The organism is Streptomyces tsukubensis, assembly GCF_003932715.1.
Classification (GTDB): Bacteria; Actinomycetota; Actinomycetes; order Streptomycetales; family Streptomycetaceae; genus Streptomyces; species Streptomyces tsukubensis.
This window is the reverse complement of sequence record NZ_CP020700.1, coordinates 1,203,409-1,218,098: the sequence shown is the minus strand read 5'-3', so window position 1 is coordinate 1,218,098 and position 14,690 is coordinate 1,203,409. Positions and strand designations below refer to the sequence as shown.

Genomic DNA, 14,690 nt, shown 5'->3' with positions numbered 1-14,690 from the left:
CGGCAAGATCCGGAAGAGACGGCCTGCCGCCCCGCTCAGGACCGGTCCAGCGAATGAAGAGTGAACCACCCTCCGTGCGACTCAACGATCTCGACGAACGCATCGTCCACGCCCTGGCCGAGGACGCCCGCCGCTCCTACGCCGATATCGGCGCACAGGTCGGCCTCTCCGCCCCCGCGGTGAAACGGCGGGTCGACCGGCTGCGCGAGTCCGGGGCCATCACCGGCTTCACGGTACGGGTCGATCCGGGCGCGCTCGGCTGGCAGACCGAGGGGTACATCGAGCTGTACTGCCGCAGCAACACCTCGCCGGAGGCCATCGAACGCGGTCTGGAGCACTACCCCGAGATCGTCTCGGCCTCCACCGTCACCGGCGAGGCCGATGCGATCGTCCAGGTCTTCGCCTCCGATATGCGCCACTTCGAACGGGTGCTGGAGCGGATCGCCGGGGAGCCGTTCGTCGAGCGCACCAAGTCCGTCCTGGTGCTCTCCCCGCTGCTGCGCCGCTACTCGGCGGGCCCCTCCGCCTGACCCTCGGGGCGGGTCGGCCCCGAGCACCGTCCCGAAGCCCTCACAGGCCCCGTCCACGGAGCGGCGGCACCCCGTGCGACCTGCGACGACACCCCCGCACAACGAATCGACGCGACGGGCCGGACAGACGCAACGAATCGCCCGTTCGTACGCAACGGTCGCGCCTTGTCCCGGACGGAGACGGGACCGTACCGTCTCAGAAGACGAAGCGCCCTCGGGCGTTCCCCCGCGAACCGCCCGAGGTCAGCCCATGCCGCCGCTGCGCACAGCCCTGCTCCAGAGCTCCGGAACCCTCGGTTCCGTCGAGGCGAATCTGGCGGAGCTGGACGCGGCGGCGGTCCGTGCGGCGGCCGCCGGGGCCCGGCTGCTGGTCACGTCCGAGCTGTTTCTGACCGGATACGCCATCGGTGACCGGGTGCCCCGGCTCGCGGAGACCGCCGACGGGCCGTCCGCCGCCGCCGTCGCGGCGACGGCCGCCCGCCACGGGCTCGCGGTCGCCTACGGCTATCCGGAGCGCGCGGGCGACCTCGTCCACAACTCCGTACAGCTGATCGGACCGGACGGCACCCGGCTCGCGAACTACCGCAAGACGCACCTCTTCGGCTGTTTCGAACGGGAGTGGTTCACCCCCGGGGACCTGCCGGTGGTCCAGGCGGAGCTGGACGGCCTCCGGATCGGGATGCTGATCTGCTACGACGTGGAGTTCCCGGAGAACGTCAGGGCGCACGCGCTGGCGGGCACCGATCTGCTGCTGGTCCCCACCGCGCAGATGCACCCCTTCCAGTTCGTCGCGGAGTCGCTGGTCCCGGTCCGGGCCTTCGAGAGCCAGCTGTACATCGCCTATGTGAACCGCACCGGCCCCGAGGCCGAGTTCGAGTTCGTCGGGCTCAGCACCCTCGCCGGACCCGACGGGGTGGCCCGGGTCCGGGCCGGCCGGGGCGAGGAGCTGCTCTTCGCCGAGGCCGACCCGGACTTCCTCGCCGCGTCCCGCGCCGGCAATCCGTACCTCGCGGACCGGCGCCCCGCGCTCTACGGCACCCCGGGCTGACCCCGCACCCCGTCCGTACCGCACGTTCTCGACACCGCAGTCCCGCTGTTCCCGCAAGGAGTCCGTACCCATGACGTCCACGGTGCCCACCGCCGTCCAGCACACCGACGCGCAGCCGCCGATCACCATGTTCGGGCCGGACTTCCCCTATGCGTACGACGACTTCCTCGCCCATCCGGCCGGGCTCGGGCAGATCCCGGCGACCGAGCACGGCAGCGAGGTCGCGGTGATCGGCGGCGGGCTCTCCGGCCTCATCACCGCCTACGAGCTGATGAAGATGGGCCTCAAGCCCGTGCTGTACGAGGCCGACCGGATCGGCGGACGGCTGCGGACCGTCGGCTTCGACGGCTGCGATCCGGAGCTGAGCGCCGAGATGGGCGCCATGCGCTTCCCGCCGTCCTCGACCGCGCTCCAGCACTACATCGACCTGGTGGGGCTCACCACCCGGCCCTTCCCCAACCCGCTGGCGCCCGAGACCCCGTCGACCGTGGTCGACCTGAAGGGCACGTCGCACTACGCGCGGACCGTCGACGACCTCCCGCAGGTCTACCGCGATGTGATGGACGCGTGGAACGCCTGTCTGGAGGAGGGCGCCGACTTCACCGCCATGAACCGCGCGATGCGCGAGCGGGACGTGCCGAAGATCCGGGAGATCTGGGCCCGTCTGGTGGAGAAGCTGGACAACCAGACCTTCTACGGCTTCCTCTGCGCCTCCGAGTCCTTCTCCTCCTTCCGCCACCGGGAGATCTTCGGGCAGGTCGGCTTCGGCACCGGCGGCTGGGACACCGACTTCCCCAACTCCATCCTGGAGATCCTCCGGGTCGTCTACTCGGAGGCCGACGACCACCACCGCGGCATCGTCGAGGGCAGCCAGCAGCTGCCGCTGCGGCTGTGGGAGCGGGCGCCGGAGAAGATCGTCCACTGGCCCCAGGGCACGTCCCTGGCCTCCCTCCACGAGGGCGGCGAGCACCGCCCGGCCGTGACCCGGCTCAACCGGACCGCGGGCAACCGGATCACCGTCACGGACGCCTCCGGGGATATCCGCACCTACCGGGCGGCGGTCTTCACCGCCCAGTCCTGGATGCTGCTGTCCAAGATCGCCTGTGACGACGCGCTCCTCCCGATCGACCACTGGACCGCCGTCGAACGCACCCACTACATGGAGTCGTCGAAGCTGTTCGTCCCGGTCGACCGGCCGTTCTGGCTGGACAAGGACCCGGTGACCGGGCGGGACACGATGTCGATGACGCTCACCGACCGGATGACCCGCGGGACGTACCTCCTGGACGACGGCCCGGACAAGCCGGCCGTCATCTGCCTCTCGTACACCTGGTGCGACGACAGTCTGAAGTGGCTGCCGCTCTCCGCGAACGAGCGGATGGAGGTGATGCTGAAGTCCCTCGGCGAGATCTATCCGGACGTCGACATCCGCAGCCACATCATCGGCAACCCGGTGACCGTGTCCTGGGAGAACGAGCCGTACTTCATGGGCGCGTTCAAGGCCAATCTGCCCGGCCACTACCGCTACCAGCGGCGGCTGTTCACCCACTTCATGCAGGACCGGCTGCCGGAGGACCAGCGCGGGATCTTCCTCGCGGGCGACGACATCTCGTGGACCGCGGGCTGGGCCGAGGGCGCCGTGCAGACCGCGCTGAACGCGGTCTGGGGCGTCATGCACCACTTCGGCGGCGGAACCGACGCCTCCAACCCGGGGCCGGGCGATGTGTACGAGGAGATCGCGCCGGTCGAACTGCCGGAGGACTGAGAAACGGACCGGCCGGACCGGCCGGAGCGCCGGAGTACGGAGAAACCGATCGGTCGGAGCGCCGGAGCGCCGGAGCGCGGATCGGTGGGCCGGGGGCCCGGGGCACGGGTGTGTCCCGGGCCCTTCGCGGCGGGGAGCCTGGATCGGGGCTCGGGTTCCGCGGCCGGTGCCCGGTCCGATCGGCGTACGGTCTCCCCATCCGGCTCCGGCGCCTCCGCGGGCGCCGGCTCAGGGGGACGTCGGCGCCCCGGGGACCGGGCCGCCCGTCACGGCGCTCCACGCCGCGAGCGCCCGCTCCGCCATCCGCTCCAGCTCCTCCCGCCCGGCACCGTCCCTGGCCTGGACCGCCATGCCCTGGACGACCGCGGTGTAGAACCGCGCGGCGGTGGCCGTGTCCGCGTCCTCGGGCAGGTCCCCCTCCCGTACCCCCCGGTCCAGCCGGTCCCGGAACTGGTCGATCCCGGCCGCGCGGAGCTCGGCCAGACACCGCCGGACGGCCTCGTCGCCGGTGTTCACGGCGGAGAGGACGACCAGACAGCCGGTGGGACGGTCCCGGCGCGTGAACGCACGAGCGTTCCAGCGCAGTACGGCGGCGAGGGCGCCGTACGCGGTGGATTCCTCGGTGAGCGCGCGTTCGATGGGCGCGCCTTCGACGGCGTTGTACAGCTCCACCGCCTCCCGGAAGAGCTGCTCCTTCGAGCCGAAGGCCGCGTAGAGGCTGGGGGAGTTGATCCCCATGGCGGTGGTCAGTTCGGCCATCGAAGCCGTCTCGTAGCCCCGGATCCAGAAGGTCTCCATCGCCCGGGCCAGCGCGACCTCCCGGTCGAAGCTCCTCGGGCGCCCGCGTCCCGCCACGGCGGTCCCTCCTTCTCTCCCCGGCGGAGCGGGCCAGGGCGCGTGCCCCCGGGCCGCCGCTCCCGGCCATTTCTGTATCGCTTGCTAAAAATATACCTTGACGGTCTCCCGGGGTCCGTGTTCGTATTTCTGTGACGGTCGACATGGAAATGGGGGCGCCGGGATGAGCGCACTGCTGGGCAAGGTCGCACTGGTGACGGGCGGCAGCCGGGGGATCGGGGCGGCGATCGTCCGTTCCCTGGCGCGGGAGGGCGCGGACGTGGCGTTCACCTATGTGTCGGCCGCCAGCGAGGAGAAGGCGAAGACGCTGGTCTCCGAGGTGGAGGCGGTGGGCCGCAGGGCGATCGCCGTGGCGGCGGACTCGGCGGTCCCCGAGGCCGTGGCCGCCGCCGTCGGCCGGACGGCCGCCGAGCTGGGACGGCTGGACGTCCTCGTCAACAATGCCGGGGTCTTCCCCTACGGCCCCGTCGAGGACGTGAGCGCGGAGGAGCTGGACCGGGTGCTGGCCATTCATGTGAAGGCGCCCTTCACGGCCGTTCAGGCGGCGCTGCCGCATCTGCCGGAGGGCGGCAGGATCATCTCCGTCGGCACCAACTTCACCGATCGCGCCACGATGGCGAACATCGCGCTGTACACGATGAGCAAGGCGGCCCTGGGCGGGCTGACCCGGGCGCTGGCGCGGGAACTGGGCCCCCGCGGCATCACGGTCAACACGGTCAACCCGGGCCCCACCGCAACCGATATGAACCCCGCCGACGGTGAGGACGCCGATGAGGTACGGGCGTCGACGGCGCTCGGGAGCTTCCTCGCCCCCGAGGACATCGCGGCGACGGTGGTCCATCTCGCCGGGCCCGGCGGGAGGCTGATCACGGGCACGGAGATCACGGTGGACGCCGGGGTCAACGCCTGAGCGGGCGCCGGCCCGGCCAGGTTCTCTCTTGTGGATCGGGCGAGCCGGAGGGATCCGGAAAAGGCCTCAGGGCCACGGTGTCAGCAGACAGCGGCTCACCAGCCCGACGCCCGTGTCCAGGCGTTCGGTGAACTCTTCCGCCAGCCGGGGGAGTTCCCGTACGCCCCAGAGCAGTACGGCCGCGGACCAGGCGGCGTCCCGGGCCCGTTCCAGACTCCAGACGCCGACGAGATGGGTGAGGGGGTCGGCCACCTCCAGCAGATCGGGACCGGGCATCAGATCCTCCCTGATCCGCTCCTCCAGCAGGACGAGTACCTCCCCGACCCGGTCGAAGTCCCGCTCCAGGGCCTCCGGGGCGCAGTCCAGCGCCCGGCAGGTGTCGACCACCGCGAGCGCCAGATCGTGCCCGATATGGGCGTTGATCCCGGCGAGGGCGAACTGGAGCGGCCGTACGCCGGGATGCCGCCGGTACTCGACGAGGGGGCGCCAGCAGGCGGGCGGGCGGTCACCGGACTCGGCCCGTCCGGCCGCCGCCAGATAGCGTTCGGCGAAGAGGACGGCGAGCGTAGTGGCCGCCCGCCGGTCGGGGAACTCGCCCCGTGCGATCCGCCGCTCCAGCTCCTCGGTCACCGCCAGATAGACGCGGTTGAAGACGGCGACACCGTCCCGGGCGGGCCATCGGGCGGCCAGTGCCCGCATCCGTTCCGCGACCCCCGCCACGCCGACCGCCGTGCTCTGTTCCATCCGGACCATGGCGGCAGCGTCCCAGCCGCCGCCGCGGTCGGGAAGAGGTCGGCCGGGACGTCCCCGGAACGGACGAACGGTCAGTCGCGGTCGCCGGGCTCCCGCTTCCCCGCGGAGCCGTCCCGTCCGTCCTGCCCGTCCGCAGCGGCGGGGTCCGCGGATGCGGTACCGGACGCGGAGTCGTAGCTGGAGGTCCCCGAGTCCAGCAGCGGTTCCTCGGTCTTCATATGGGCCGGGGCGAAGGCCCGCAGCACGTGGTAGCCGGTGATGACGACGATCGTGCCGAGCGCGATCCCGCCGAGCTCGAAATCGTCCGTGATCTTCAGCTCGACGCCGCCGACGCCGATCACGATGCCCGCGGCGGCCGGGACCAGATTCAGCGGATTCCGCAGGTCGACCTTGGCGTTGATCCAGATCTGGGCGCCCAGCAGACCGATCATTCCGTAGAGGATGACGGTGATGCCGCCGAGCACACCGCCCGGGATGGCCGCCACGATCGCGCCGAACTTCGGGCAGAGGCCGAAGAGGAGCGCGAAGACGGCCGCGGCCCAGTAGGCGGCCGTGGAGTAGACGCGGGTGGCCGCCATCACGCCGATGTTCTCGGAGTACGTGGTGTTCGGCGGGCCGCCCACCGCGGTGGAGAGCATCGAAGCGGCACCGTCCGCCGCGATCGCCGTCCCCAGCTTGTCGTCGAGGGAATCGCCGGTCATCTCACCGACGGCCTTGACGTGGCCCGCGTTCTCCGCGATCAGCGCGATGACGACGGGGAGCGCCACCAGGATCGCCGACCACTCGAAGGCGGGGGCGTGGAAGGACGGCAGCCCGACCCAGTCGGCCTTCGCGACCCCCGACAGGTCCAGCCGCCAGTGGTCGACGGCCTCGCCGCCGCCCATGGGGGAGTTGATCTTCCCGAAGACCCGGTCGAGGACCCAGGAGAGCAGATAGCCGAAGAGGAGGCCGAGGAAGATGGCGATCCGGGAGAAGAAACCGCGGAGACAGACCACGGCGAGCCCGGTGAACAGCATCACCAGCAGGGCCGTCCACTGGTCCTGGGGCCAGTACGTCGTCGCCGTCACCGGGGCCAGATTGAAACCGATGAGCATGACGACGGCACCGGTCACGATCGGGGGCATCGCCGCGTGGATGATCCGCGCGCCGAACCGCTGAACGGCCAGACCCGAGAGGAAGAGCGCGACACCGACGACGAAGACCGCGCCGGTGACGGTGGCGCTGTCCCCGCCGCCCGCCCGGATCGTGGCCGCGACGCCGACGAACGAGAGCGAACAGCCGAGGTAGCTGGGGACCCGGCCGCGGGTCGCCAGCAGGAAGATCATGGTGGCGACGCCGGACATCATGATCGCGAGATTGGGGTCGAGACCCATCAGGACCGGCGCGACGAAGGACGCGCCGAACATGGCCACCACGTGCTGGGCGCCGAGCCCCGCGGTCCGCGGCCACGAGAGCCGTTCGTCGGGGCGTACGACGGCGCCCGGAGCGGGGGTCCGCCCGTCGCCGTGCAGGGTCCAGCGCACGCCGAGGTTCACGGGCGGCTCCACTTCTCACGGATGGTCGGTCAGGAGTGAGCGCCCCAGGGCTCCTGTGGCGATCGGCGCAATGGTAGTGGCACTTTTCGGCCGTCGACCCCTCCCGGGTGCCCGGCGGAGCGCTCCCGCGGTCGCCGCGGCCGGTGCGCCCGTACGGCTCCGGCCTCGTACGACCCGGGCGGCAGCCGCAGTGGGGGTGCGGTCGCGGGGGACGGGGGCCGGGACCGTACGGCCGAAAACCCTCCCCGGTGGGGGAGGGGCGCCATGGCCGTGCCGGTGCCGCGGGCCACGATGCGGTACGTGACCGGGGGCCCGGGCGGTGTACGGCTCCGCCCGGTCCCGGTGGACCCGCGGGCAGTGCGGTGTGCCGTGCCCCGAGAGGGGAGTGCGGCCCCGGACGGGCGGGTGGCAGTGGGCCCGTCCGGGGCCGGTTCAGGGGGCGGTGCCCGTACGGGCACCGCCGGTCAGGTGCCGGGCTCGGCCACCGCGGGGCCGTCGGCCGGGGACTTCGCCCCGCTCCGTCCGGCCGGACGCAGCACCCCCGCGCCGACGATGAGTCCGAAGGCCAGCACGGTGACCAGCCCGAAGGAGACGACCAGGCTGGTCGCGTCGGCGACCGCGCCGAGCGCGGACGGCGCGATCAGACCGGAGGTGTAGGTGATGGTCGCGACGCCCGCGATCGCCTGGGCCGGGCGGGGGCCGCTGTGACCGGCCGCCGCGAAGGCGAGGGGCACGACGACGGCGACCCCGAGCCCGATGAACGCGAAACCGGTCAGGGCCACCGCCGGATGGGAGGCGACGACGACCAGCAGTCCGCCCGCGGTCGCCAGCGCACCGCCGGTCCGGACCGTGGGCACCGCGCCGAACCGGTCCACGATCCGGTCGCCCGACAGCCGGGCGACGGCCATCGTCAGGGCGAACGCCGTGGTCGAAGCGGCCGCCAGCGCGGGCGAAGCGCCGAGGACGTCCTCCAGATAGACCGCCGACCAGTCGAGGCTCGCGCCCTCGGCGAAGACCGCGCAGAAACCGATCGCCCCGATGATCACCGCGGACTTCGGCGGGATGGCGAAGTGCGGCGGCGGCTCCTCGCCGGGCCTGCTCCGTACATCCAGAACGCCCCGGCAGGCCACGAGACCGAGCACGGTGAGGACCGCGGCGGCGAAGGCGTGGTGCACCCGGGCGTCGGTGTCCAGATGCGCGGCGAGCGTGCCGCCCGCCGATCCGATCAGTGCGCCGACGCTCCACATGCCGTGCAGCCCGGACATGATGGACCGCTCCATCCGGTTCTCGACCTCGACGCCGATGGCGTTCATCACCACGTCCGAGGTACCGGCGGTAGCCCCGTAGACGAAGAGCGCCGCACACAGTCCGGCCAGCCCGGGGGCGAGTGAGGGGAGCGTCAGGGCGAGCGTCCAGAGGGCGAGCAGCCAGCGCAGGGCGTTGCGGGCGCCGAGCCGGTGGCTGATCGCCCCGGCGACGGGCATCGCGAGCGACGCGCCGATGGCGGGGAAGGCGAGCGCCAGGCCGAGCTGGCCGGCGCCGAGCCCCGCGTGGTCCGCGATCCACGGAATCCGGGTCGCGAAGCTTCCGGTGACCGCTCCGTGCACACAGAAGACCGCGCCCAGGGCGATCCTCGCCCGCCGCACCCGCTCCGGACCGAGGTCCCCGGCGCCCGCCGCGTACTCCGCCATAAGGCTGTGCCCCTCCGTTGTCTCGGCTGCGCCCCCGCGCGCCCTGCCGCGGGTGTCCGGTTTCCGCCCGGCCGGAATGTGATGTCCGGCGGACTGGGCGTAAACTATCAGGAACCTTGCCTGATAGTTAGACCCATGTCGATCGAATTACCGCGCCCCTGCTCCGGCGAACTGCTGCGCCCTGCTCCGGACCTCCCCGGAAACGACCGGTCGCGACCCTTCGGCCGGACCCGGAAACCGATCTGGAAGGATTCCGGTATGCCCGCATCCCCGAGCACCGCCCGGGTCATCAACGACCGGCTCGCCCTGGATTTCCTCCAGCGCGAAGGCCCGCTGACGGCCGGGCAGTTGAAGGTCCTCACCGGGCTCTCCCGGCCCACCGTCGCCGATCTCGTCGAACGGCTCCAGGAGTCCGGGCTGATCCGGATCGTCGGCGAGGCGGGTGCCCTGCGGCGCGGCCCCAACGCGCGGGTGTACGGGATCGCGGCGGACCGGGCCCATCTGGCCGCCCTCGACGTCCGTACCCAGGGTGTCTCCCTGGTCGTCGCCGACCTCGTCGGCACCACGCTCGCCGAGGCCTCCCTCCCGATCGCCCGGTCCATGCCCACCGGACCGGCCGTCGAACGCGCGGCCGCGCTGCTGGAGCGCACGGCCCGTGACGCGGGGGTGACCCGGCTGCACTCCGTGGCCGTCGGCGTCCCCGGACTGATCGACCCCGGCACCGGTGAACTCCGTGAATCGGGGCTGCCCGGCTGGCACCGCAGTCTGGTCGCCGCGCTCCAGGAGCGGCTGCCCGCGCGGATCGTGCTGGAGAACGAGACCAACCTCGCCGCCGTCGCCGAACAGCGGTCCGGCGCCGCCCGCGACCGCGACACCTTCGCCTTCCTCTGGCTGGGCCACGGCGTCGGCGCGGCGCTCTTCCTGGACGGGCGGATCCGCAAGGGCGCCTCCGGCGGCGCGGGCGAGATCGGCTTCCTGCCCGTACCCGGTACCGGCGGACTGCCGTCGGCCTCCGGCTGCGACGGCGGATTCCACTCGCTGGCGGGCTCGGCCGCAATCGGCGCGCTCGCCGTCGAGCACGGGCTGACCGCGCCCGCCGACCCGGAGACGGTGGCATCGGCGGTGGTGGCCGAGGCGGTCGCCGCCGGTACCGGGCGGGCGGGGGCCGGTGCCTTCCTCGACGCCCTCGCGCACCGGATCGCCCTGGGGGCGGCGGCCGTGATGTCGATTCTGGACCCCGGGTGCGTGATCCTCGGCGGCGAGGTGGGGCTGGCGGGCGGCGGGGAGCTGGCGAGCCGGGTCGCGGACCGGCTGGCGGCTCTCAACCCCCTGCCGACGGAGGTACGCCCGGGGGCACTCGGCGGCAGGGCGATCCTCCACGGCGCGCTGCTGACGGCGCGCGACCGGGCCCAGGAGGACCTCTTCGCCTCCGGCGCGTAGGGGTCTCGTCCGGATCGGGCCGGATCGGTGAGCGGGGGTTTCGCCTCCCCTCCTCCGCCCGGGGGTGCCCCTTCCGGGCCGCCCGGCCCAGGGGGCAGTGGACGGCCGACGACAACGCTGCGGTACGGCCCCGGGAACTCTCACCCGTGCCCGGGGGTATCCCCGGCGGCAGCCGGGGCAGGCACGCGAGCCCGGCCGGGTCCGTGAGATCCGTGAGAGGTCACCGCGGCGGTCGTACGGAGCCGGAGCCTGCGGCCCCGTACAGACGGAACGGAACGGAACCGGTGCAGCGACTGCGGGACGGGTCCGTGCCGTGTCCGGGCGGACCGGACAGGGCGACGGGATCCCGCGGGCGGCGATCCGCGCGGCGGGGCACGGAGCGGGAGGCCGACCGGTGCGGTCGCTGCCGTACGGTCGCCGGGTCCCGCGCCTCCCCGCCTCCGGCCGGTCTGCGGTCGCCGGCCGCCGTGGACCGGGCCCGGTCGCCGCCTTCGCGGCCCGCCGCCCCTTGCACCCGGCCGCCGCCCCTTGCGCCGGGTCGCCGTCCCGGCCGGGCCCGGCTGTCAGCGCGCGTACGCGTGGGCGCGGCGTTCGAGGTAGATGCCGGTGAAGACTGCGACCTTCGCCCGCAGCACCCAGGGGTCGAAGGGTTTGCCGATGTAGTCGACCGCGCCCGCCGCATAGCCGCGGGCCGAATGCTCGGGGTCGGCGCCCATCGCCGTCAGGAAGATGATCGGAACGTTGCTGCTGCGGCTGCGGCGCTTGATGTGCGCGGCCGTCTCGTAGCCGTCCATCACCGGCATCTGGACATCCATGATGATCACCGCGAAGTCGTCGTGGTCCAGCAGCGCCTTGAGCGCTTCCCGCCCGGACGACACCGCCACCAACTCCTGTTCCAGCGTGGCCAGCACCGCCGTCATGGCCAGCAGATTGTCCTTCTGGTCGTCCACGATCAGCACCCTCGGCAGGGCCCGCCCCACCGGCCCGGCGGGCGGGACCAGAGTGGGCAGCCCATTGCCGCTCCGTACCTTCTCCATCGCCTCCAGCTGGCGCTCCAGCAGCCCGCACCGCTCCTCGGCGCGGTCGCGCTGGAGCCGGGTGGCCGCCAGCTCCTCCGCCAGCTGCCCCACCTGCCCCTGGAGCGCCTCGCGCTCCCGGAGCAGCTCGGAGACGTCGGGCGCGGCCTCGGCGAGCCGGTCCGACCGCTCCCGCTCCGCGCTCCACGCCGCCTCCAGCTCGCTGATCCTCACCTCCAGATCCGCGATCCGGTGCTGCCGGTCCAGTAACGCCTCACCGAGGACGTCCCCGCGGACGGAGGAGCGGCGCGACATCCGGTCGGCGTCGGCCAGTTGCCGCTCCAGCACCTCCATGGCGTGCCGAGGGGAGGGCGCGGAGGTGGTCAGCGCCGTCCGGTGCAGTCTGCGGACCAGTTCGATCGCCTCGGGCGTGGCCGCCGTCCCGCGGTGTTCGGCGAGATCCGTGAAGAGGTCCGTCACCACTTCCCACGGCGGCACCCGGGTGCCGTTCAGATAGCGGGAGAACGTGCCCGCGTCGCGCAGCCGCCGGGCCGCGTACCGCCGTACGGACACATCGAGCGCCTGGAAGAGCCTGCGCAGCTCCAGGGCGAGCGCACGCGCTTCCGGGCTCAGACCGGGGCCGAGCGGCCTCAGCTCAGCCACGCCGGTCACCCCCGTCCGTACCCGCGGCGCCCGCCGTACCGCTCGCGCCCGCGGCGCCCGGGTTCGGCCCGGGGCCCGGGATCGCGTCCGCCGGACCGTCCACCCGGTGCGGTGCCGCACCGGCGCCCCGGTCCTCCAGACCGACGAGCCGGTCGAAGAACGGCACCGCGAGGGCGGTCGCGGCGAGCCCGCACAGCACGCTGCGGGCGGCGTTCTCCCCCGCGACTCCGGCGAGCACCCCCGCTCCCAGCCCGGCGAGAACCGCGAGTAAGAGGATGAGAGTGGCTCTCAACGACAGCAGCGGGCGCTCCATGGCGTCCTCGTCCTTTCGTCGCCCGGCCGGACCCCCGGCAGGGACGGGCACCTCCTGACGGCCGCCGGAAGGTGAGGGACAGCATGGGGTGCGGGCCGGGCGTTGCGCCGCCGGACCCGTACAACGGCAACGTTGGCGATCCGCGCCCGGCCACCGCCCGGATCCCCGCAACACCGGGTCACCGCTGGTGGGAAGCGTGTACCGGCCGGACGGCGGTGACCGTGGCGCCCGGTGTTGCGGGACAACGCCGGCGGGCGGCGCAGCACACCCGGCCGCAGTAGTCGTGCGCCGGGGGCGCGCAGAGGTGCATTACGCTCCCGCCTCAGAGACGACGCAGGGGCGGACGGCCTCAGGGGTACGGCGCCGAGGCGCGGACCCCGGGCACGGCGCGGGGCCGCACGGCCCCGGACCCGGCAGAGGGGGCACCGGCCCCCGGGACCGGACGGGACGCGCCGCCCCGGAAGCGCCGGACACCACGGAAGGGCGGGGCGGGATGACGGAGACGACCGGCACGGCGGCAGGAGCCCGGAACGGCAGGCAGGACGGCGGGCGGGTCGGCGGGCAGGGTGACGGGCGCGGCGGCAGGCTGCGCTGCGCCGTACTCGACGACTACCAGGACATCGCCCGTACCCTCGCCGACTGGGACCGGATCGGCGACCGCGTCGACACCCGCTTCCTGCACGAGCCGCTGTCCACCCACGACGAGGTCGTGGCGGCCGTCGGCGACTGCGAGATCCTCGTGGTGATGCGGGAGCGCACCCCCTTCCCCGCCGCACTGCTCGACCGGCTGCCCCGGCTCCGTCTGCTGATCACTTCCGGAATGCGGAACGCCGCGCTCGACCTCGCGGCCGCCGCCCGCAACGGCGTCACCGTCTGCGGTACGGCCAGCAACTCCGAACCGCCCGCCGAACTCACCTGGGCGCTGATCCTCGGCCTGGCCCGCGGGGTGACCACGGAGAACGCGGCCCTGCGCGCCGGGGGGCCCTGGCAGCAGACCCTCGGCGCCGATCTGTACGGCCGCCGCCTGGGCCTCCTCGGCCTAGGGAAGATCGGTACCAAGGTGGCCCGGGTCGGCGCCGCGTTCGGCATGGACGTGGCCGCCTGGAGCCCGAACCTCGACCACCGGCGGGCCGCCGAGGAGGGTGTGACCCCCTGCGCGTCCCGGGAGGAGCTGCTGGAGACCAGCGATGTCGTCTCCGTGCATCTGGTGCTCGGAGACCGGAGCCGGGGGCTGATCGGAGAGGCCGAACTGCGGCGGATGCGCCGTACCGCCTTCCTCGTCAACACCTCCCGCGCGGGCATCGTCGACCAGACGGCGCTGCTGCGCGCCCTCCGCGAGGGCTGGATCGCGGGCGCGGGCGCGGACGTCTTCGCCACCGAACCCCTTCCGGCGGACGATCCGCTGCGTACCGCTCCCAACTTCCTGGGACTCCCGCATCTCGGCTATGTGACCCGCCGCAACTACGAGGGCTACTTCGGGCAGGCGGTGGAGGACGTCGAGGCGTATCTGGCGGGCCGGCCCGTCCGCACCCTGGGCTGACCGGGGCGTTCCCCCGCGGTGTATCGGGAGGGTGATGTGCGTCGGTGGAGGGCAGGACTCCGCCCGGTACCGGACGCCCGGCGGCGGCAAGGGCCGGGACTCCACCGCCGGGCGCACGCACCCCGCGCGCGAGCGGAGTGGCGCCGACACTAAAAGGACTAGACCAGTGCGTCAATAGCCCGGAGGGGGCGGTGCGTTCACCGACCGCACCCGCACCCGCCCCGGCGTTCATCACCGTCACGTGCCCGCGCGTTGCCCGCGTTCCGCGTGAACACTCCCCGGTCGCCTGTGAGTCACCCCACAGTTGCTCCGTCGACCGGCCGACAGGGCACATGGCACACTGGCCCTGTATCAGCAGCAGCGCACTCCGGGGTCGGTGCAATTCCGAGCCGGCGGTTACAGTCCGCGACCCGTCCGCAGCCAGCGGCCGGTTGACCAGGTGAAACTCCTGGACCGACGGTGAAAGTCCGGATGGGAGGCAGTGCGCGGCGGGCGACGTCGGCTTTCCGGCACGCCGGCCGTACGGAGCTGACCGCGCGCCCTCGTGGGCGGGCGTTCGGCGTTTCGACGGCCGTGCGCGGCTGTGCAGCGGCGTCATCGTCCGTCCCTGTCGTTCGTCGACAGCCCCGGA

At 73.1% G+C, this 14,690-nt stretch carries 12 protein-coding genes and 1 riboswitch; of the genes, 6 read left to right on the top strand and 6 right to left on the bottom strand.

Annotated features, from left to right (window positions below):
- Positions 1-74: 74 nt before the first annotated feature.
- The 3 genes from B7R87_RS03960 to B7R87_RS03950 all read left to right on the top strand — a co-directional run bounded on the left by B7R87_RS03960 (position 75) and on the right by B7R87_RS03950 (position 3,343).
- On the top strand, positions 75-530 hold the full coding sequence (locus B7R87_RS03960) for an Lrp/AsnC family transcriptional regulator (protein WP_006350369.1): 456 nt from the start codon (positions 75-77) through the stop codon (positions 528-530).
- A 250-nt stretch (positions 531-780) separates the two neighbouring features.
- Positions 781-1,578: a carbon-nitrogen hydrolase family protein gene (locus tag B7R87_RS03955; protein ID WP_006350370.1), complete on the top strand. Its 798-nt coding sequence runs from the start codon at positions 781-783 to the stop codon at positions 1,576-1,578.
- Positions 1,579-1,648: 70 nt separating this feature from the next.
- Positions 1,649-3,343, top strand: coding sequence for a flavin monoamine oxidase family protein (locus B7R87_RS03950; protein ID WP_006350371.1), 1,695 nt, complete (start codon positions 1,649-1,651; stop codon positions 3,341-3,343).
- A 228-nt stretch (positions 3,344-3,571) separates the two neighbouring features.
- On the opposite strand, the gene B7R87_RS03945 is transcribed toward B7R87_RS03950, so the two are convergent.
- Positions 3,572-4,198 carry a TetR/AcrR family transcriptional regulator gene (locus B7R87_RS03945; RefSeq protein WP_006350372.1) on the bottom strand — a complete coding sequence of 209 codons (627 nt, stop codon included), beginning with the start codon at positions 4,196-4,198 and terminating at the stop codon, positions 3,572-3,574.
- 163 nt (positions 4,199-4,361) lie between these two features.
- Here B7R87_RS03945 and B7R87_RS03940 point away from each other — a divergent pair, with 163 nt between their 5' ends.
- Positions 4,362-5,108, top strand: a complete 747-nt coding sequence (locus B7R87_RS03940) for an SDR family NAD(P)-dependent oxidoreductase (protein ID WP_006350373.1) — start codon at positions 4,362-4,364, stop codon at positions 5,106-5,108.
- A 66-nt stretch (positions 5,109-5,174) separates the two neighbouring features.
- On the opposite strand, the gene B7R87_RS03935 is transcribed toward B7R87_RS03940, so the two are convergent.
- The 3 genes from B7R87_RS03935 to B7R87_RS03925 form a co-directional block, all read right to left on the bottom strand.
- On the bottom strand, positions 5,175-5,861 hold the full coding sequence (locus tag B7R87_RS03935) for a DUF5995 family protein (protein ID WP_006350374.1): 687 nt from the start codon (positions 5,859-5,861) through the stop codon (positions 5,175-5,177).
- Between the two features lie 71 nt (positions 5,862-5,932).
- The gene (locus B7R87_RS03930; RefSeq protein ID WP_040916857.1) at positions 5,933-7,396 is read right to left on the bottom strand and encodes a uracil-xanthine permease family protein; all 1,464 of its coding nucleotides are present in this window, start codon (positions 7,394-7,396) and stop codon (positions 5,933-5,935) included.
- 464 nt (positions 7,397-7,860) lie between these two features.
- The gene (locus tag B7R87_RS03925) at positions 7,861-9,087 is read right to left on the bottom strand and encodes an MFS transporter (protein ID WP_006350376.1); all 1,227 of its coding nucleotides are present in this window, start codon (positions 9,085-9,087) and stop codon (positions 7,861-7,863) included.
- Between the two features lie 258 nt (positions 9,088-9,345).
- On the opposite strand from B7R87_RS03925, the gene B7R87_RS03920 reads away from it, so the two are divergent.
- Positions 9,346-10,527: an ROK family transcriptional regulator gene (locus tag B7R87_RS03920; protein WP_040916858.1), complete on the top strand. Its 1,182-nt coding sequence runs from the start codon at positions 9,346-9,348 to the stop codon at positions 10,525-10,527.
- Between the two features lie 563 nt (positions 10,528-11,090).
- On the opposite strand, the gene B7R87_RS03915 is transcribed toward B7R87_RS03920, so the two are convergent.
- Positions 11,091-12,206, bottom strand: coding sequence for a response regulator (locus B7R87_RS03915; RefSeq protein WP_040916859.1), 1,116 nt, complete (start codon positions 12,204-12,206; stop codon positions 11,091-11,093).
- Positions 12,199-12,519: a hypothetical protein gene (locus B7R87_RS33415; RefSeq protein WP_233168763.1), complete on the bottom strand. Its 321-nt coding sequence runs from the start codon at positions 12,517-12,519 to the stop codon at positions 12,199-12,201. Before B7R87_RS33415 ends, B7R87_RS03915 begins: the two co-directional genes overlap by 8 nt.
- Positions 12,520-13,012: 493 nt before the next feature.
- Between B7R87_RS33415 and B7R87_RS03905 the strand changes: the two genes are divergently transcribed.
- Complete coding sequence (locus B7R87_RS03905; RefSeq protein WP_006350379.1) at positions 13,013-14,059, top strand: D-2-hydroxyacid dehydrogenase family protein; 1,047 nt, start codon at positions 13,013-13,015, stop codon at positions 14,057-14,059.
- A gap of 358 nt (positions 14,060-14,417) precedes the next feature.
- A riboswitch (FMN riboswitch) is annotated at positions 14,418-14,548 on the top strand.
- The last annotated feature ends 142 nt before the right edge of the window (positions 14,549-14,690 follow it).

Coding starts and splice junctions, on each gene's coding strand:
- B7R87_RS03920 (WP_040916858.1), top strand. CDS start 9,346: ATGCCCGCATCCCCGAGCACCGCCCGGGTCATCAACGACCGGCTCGCC.
- B7R87_RS03905 (WP_006350379.1), top strand. CDS start 13,013: ATGACGGAGACGACCGGCACGGCGGCAGGAGCCCGGAACGGCAGGCAG.
- B7R87_RS03925 (WP_006350376.1), bottom strand. CDS start 9,087: ATGGCGGAGTACGCGGCGGGCGCCGGGGACCTCGGTCCGGAGCGGGTG.
- B7R87_RS03955 (WP_006350370.1), top strand. CDS start 781: ATGCCGCCGCTGCGCACAGCCCTGCTCCAGAGCTCCGGAACCCTCGGT.
- B7R87_RS33415 (WP_233168763.1), bottom strand. CDS start 12,519: ATGGAGCGCCCGCTGCTGTCGTTGAGAGCCACTCTCATCCTCTTACTC.
- B7R87_RS03950 (WP_006350371.1), top strand. CDS start 1,649: ATGACGTCCACGGTGCCCACCGCCGTCCAGCACACCGACGCGCAGCCG.
- B7R87_RS03935 (WP_006350374.1), bottom strand. CDS start 5,861: ATGGTCCGGATGGAACAGAGCACGGCGGTCGGCGTGGCGGGGGTCGCG.
- B7R87_RS03940 (WP_006350373.1), top strand. CDS start 4,362: ATGAGCGCACTGCTGGGCAAGGTCGCACTGGTGACGGGCGGCAGCCGG.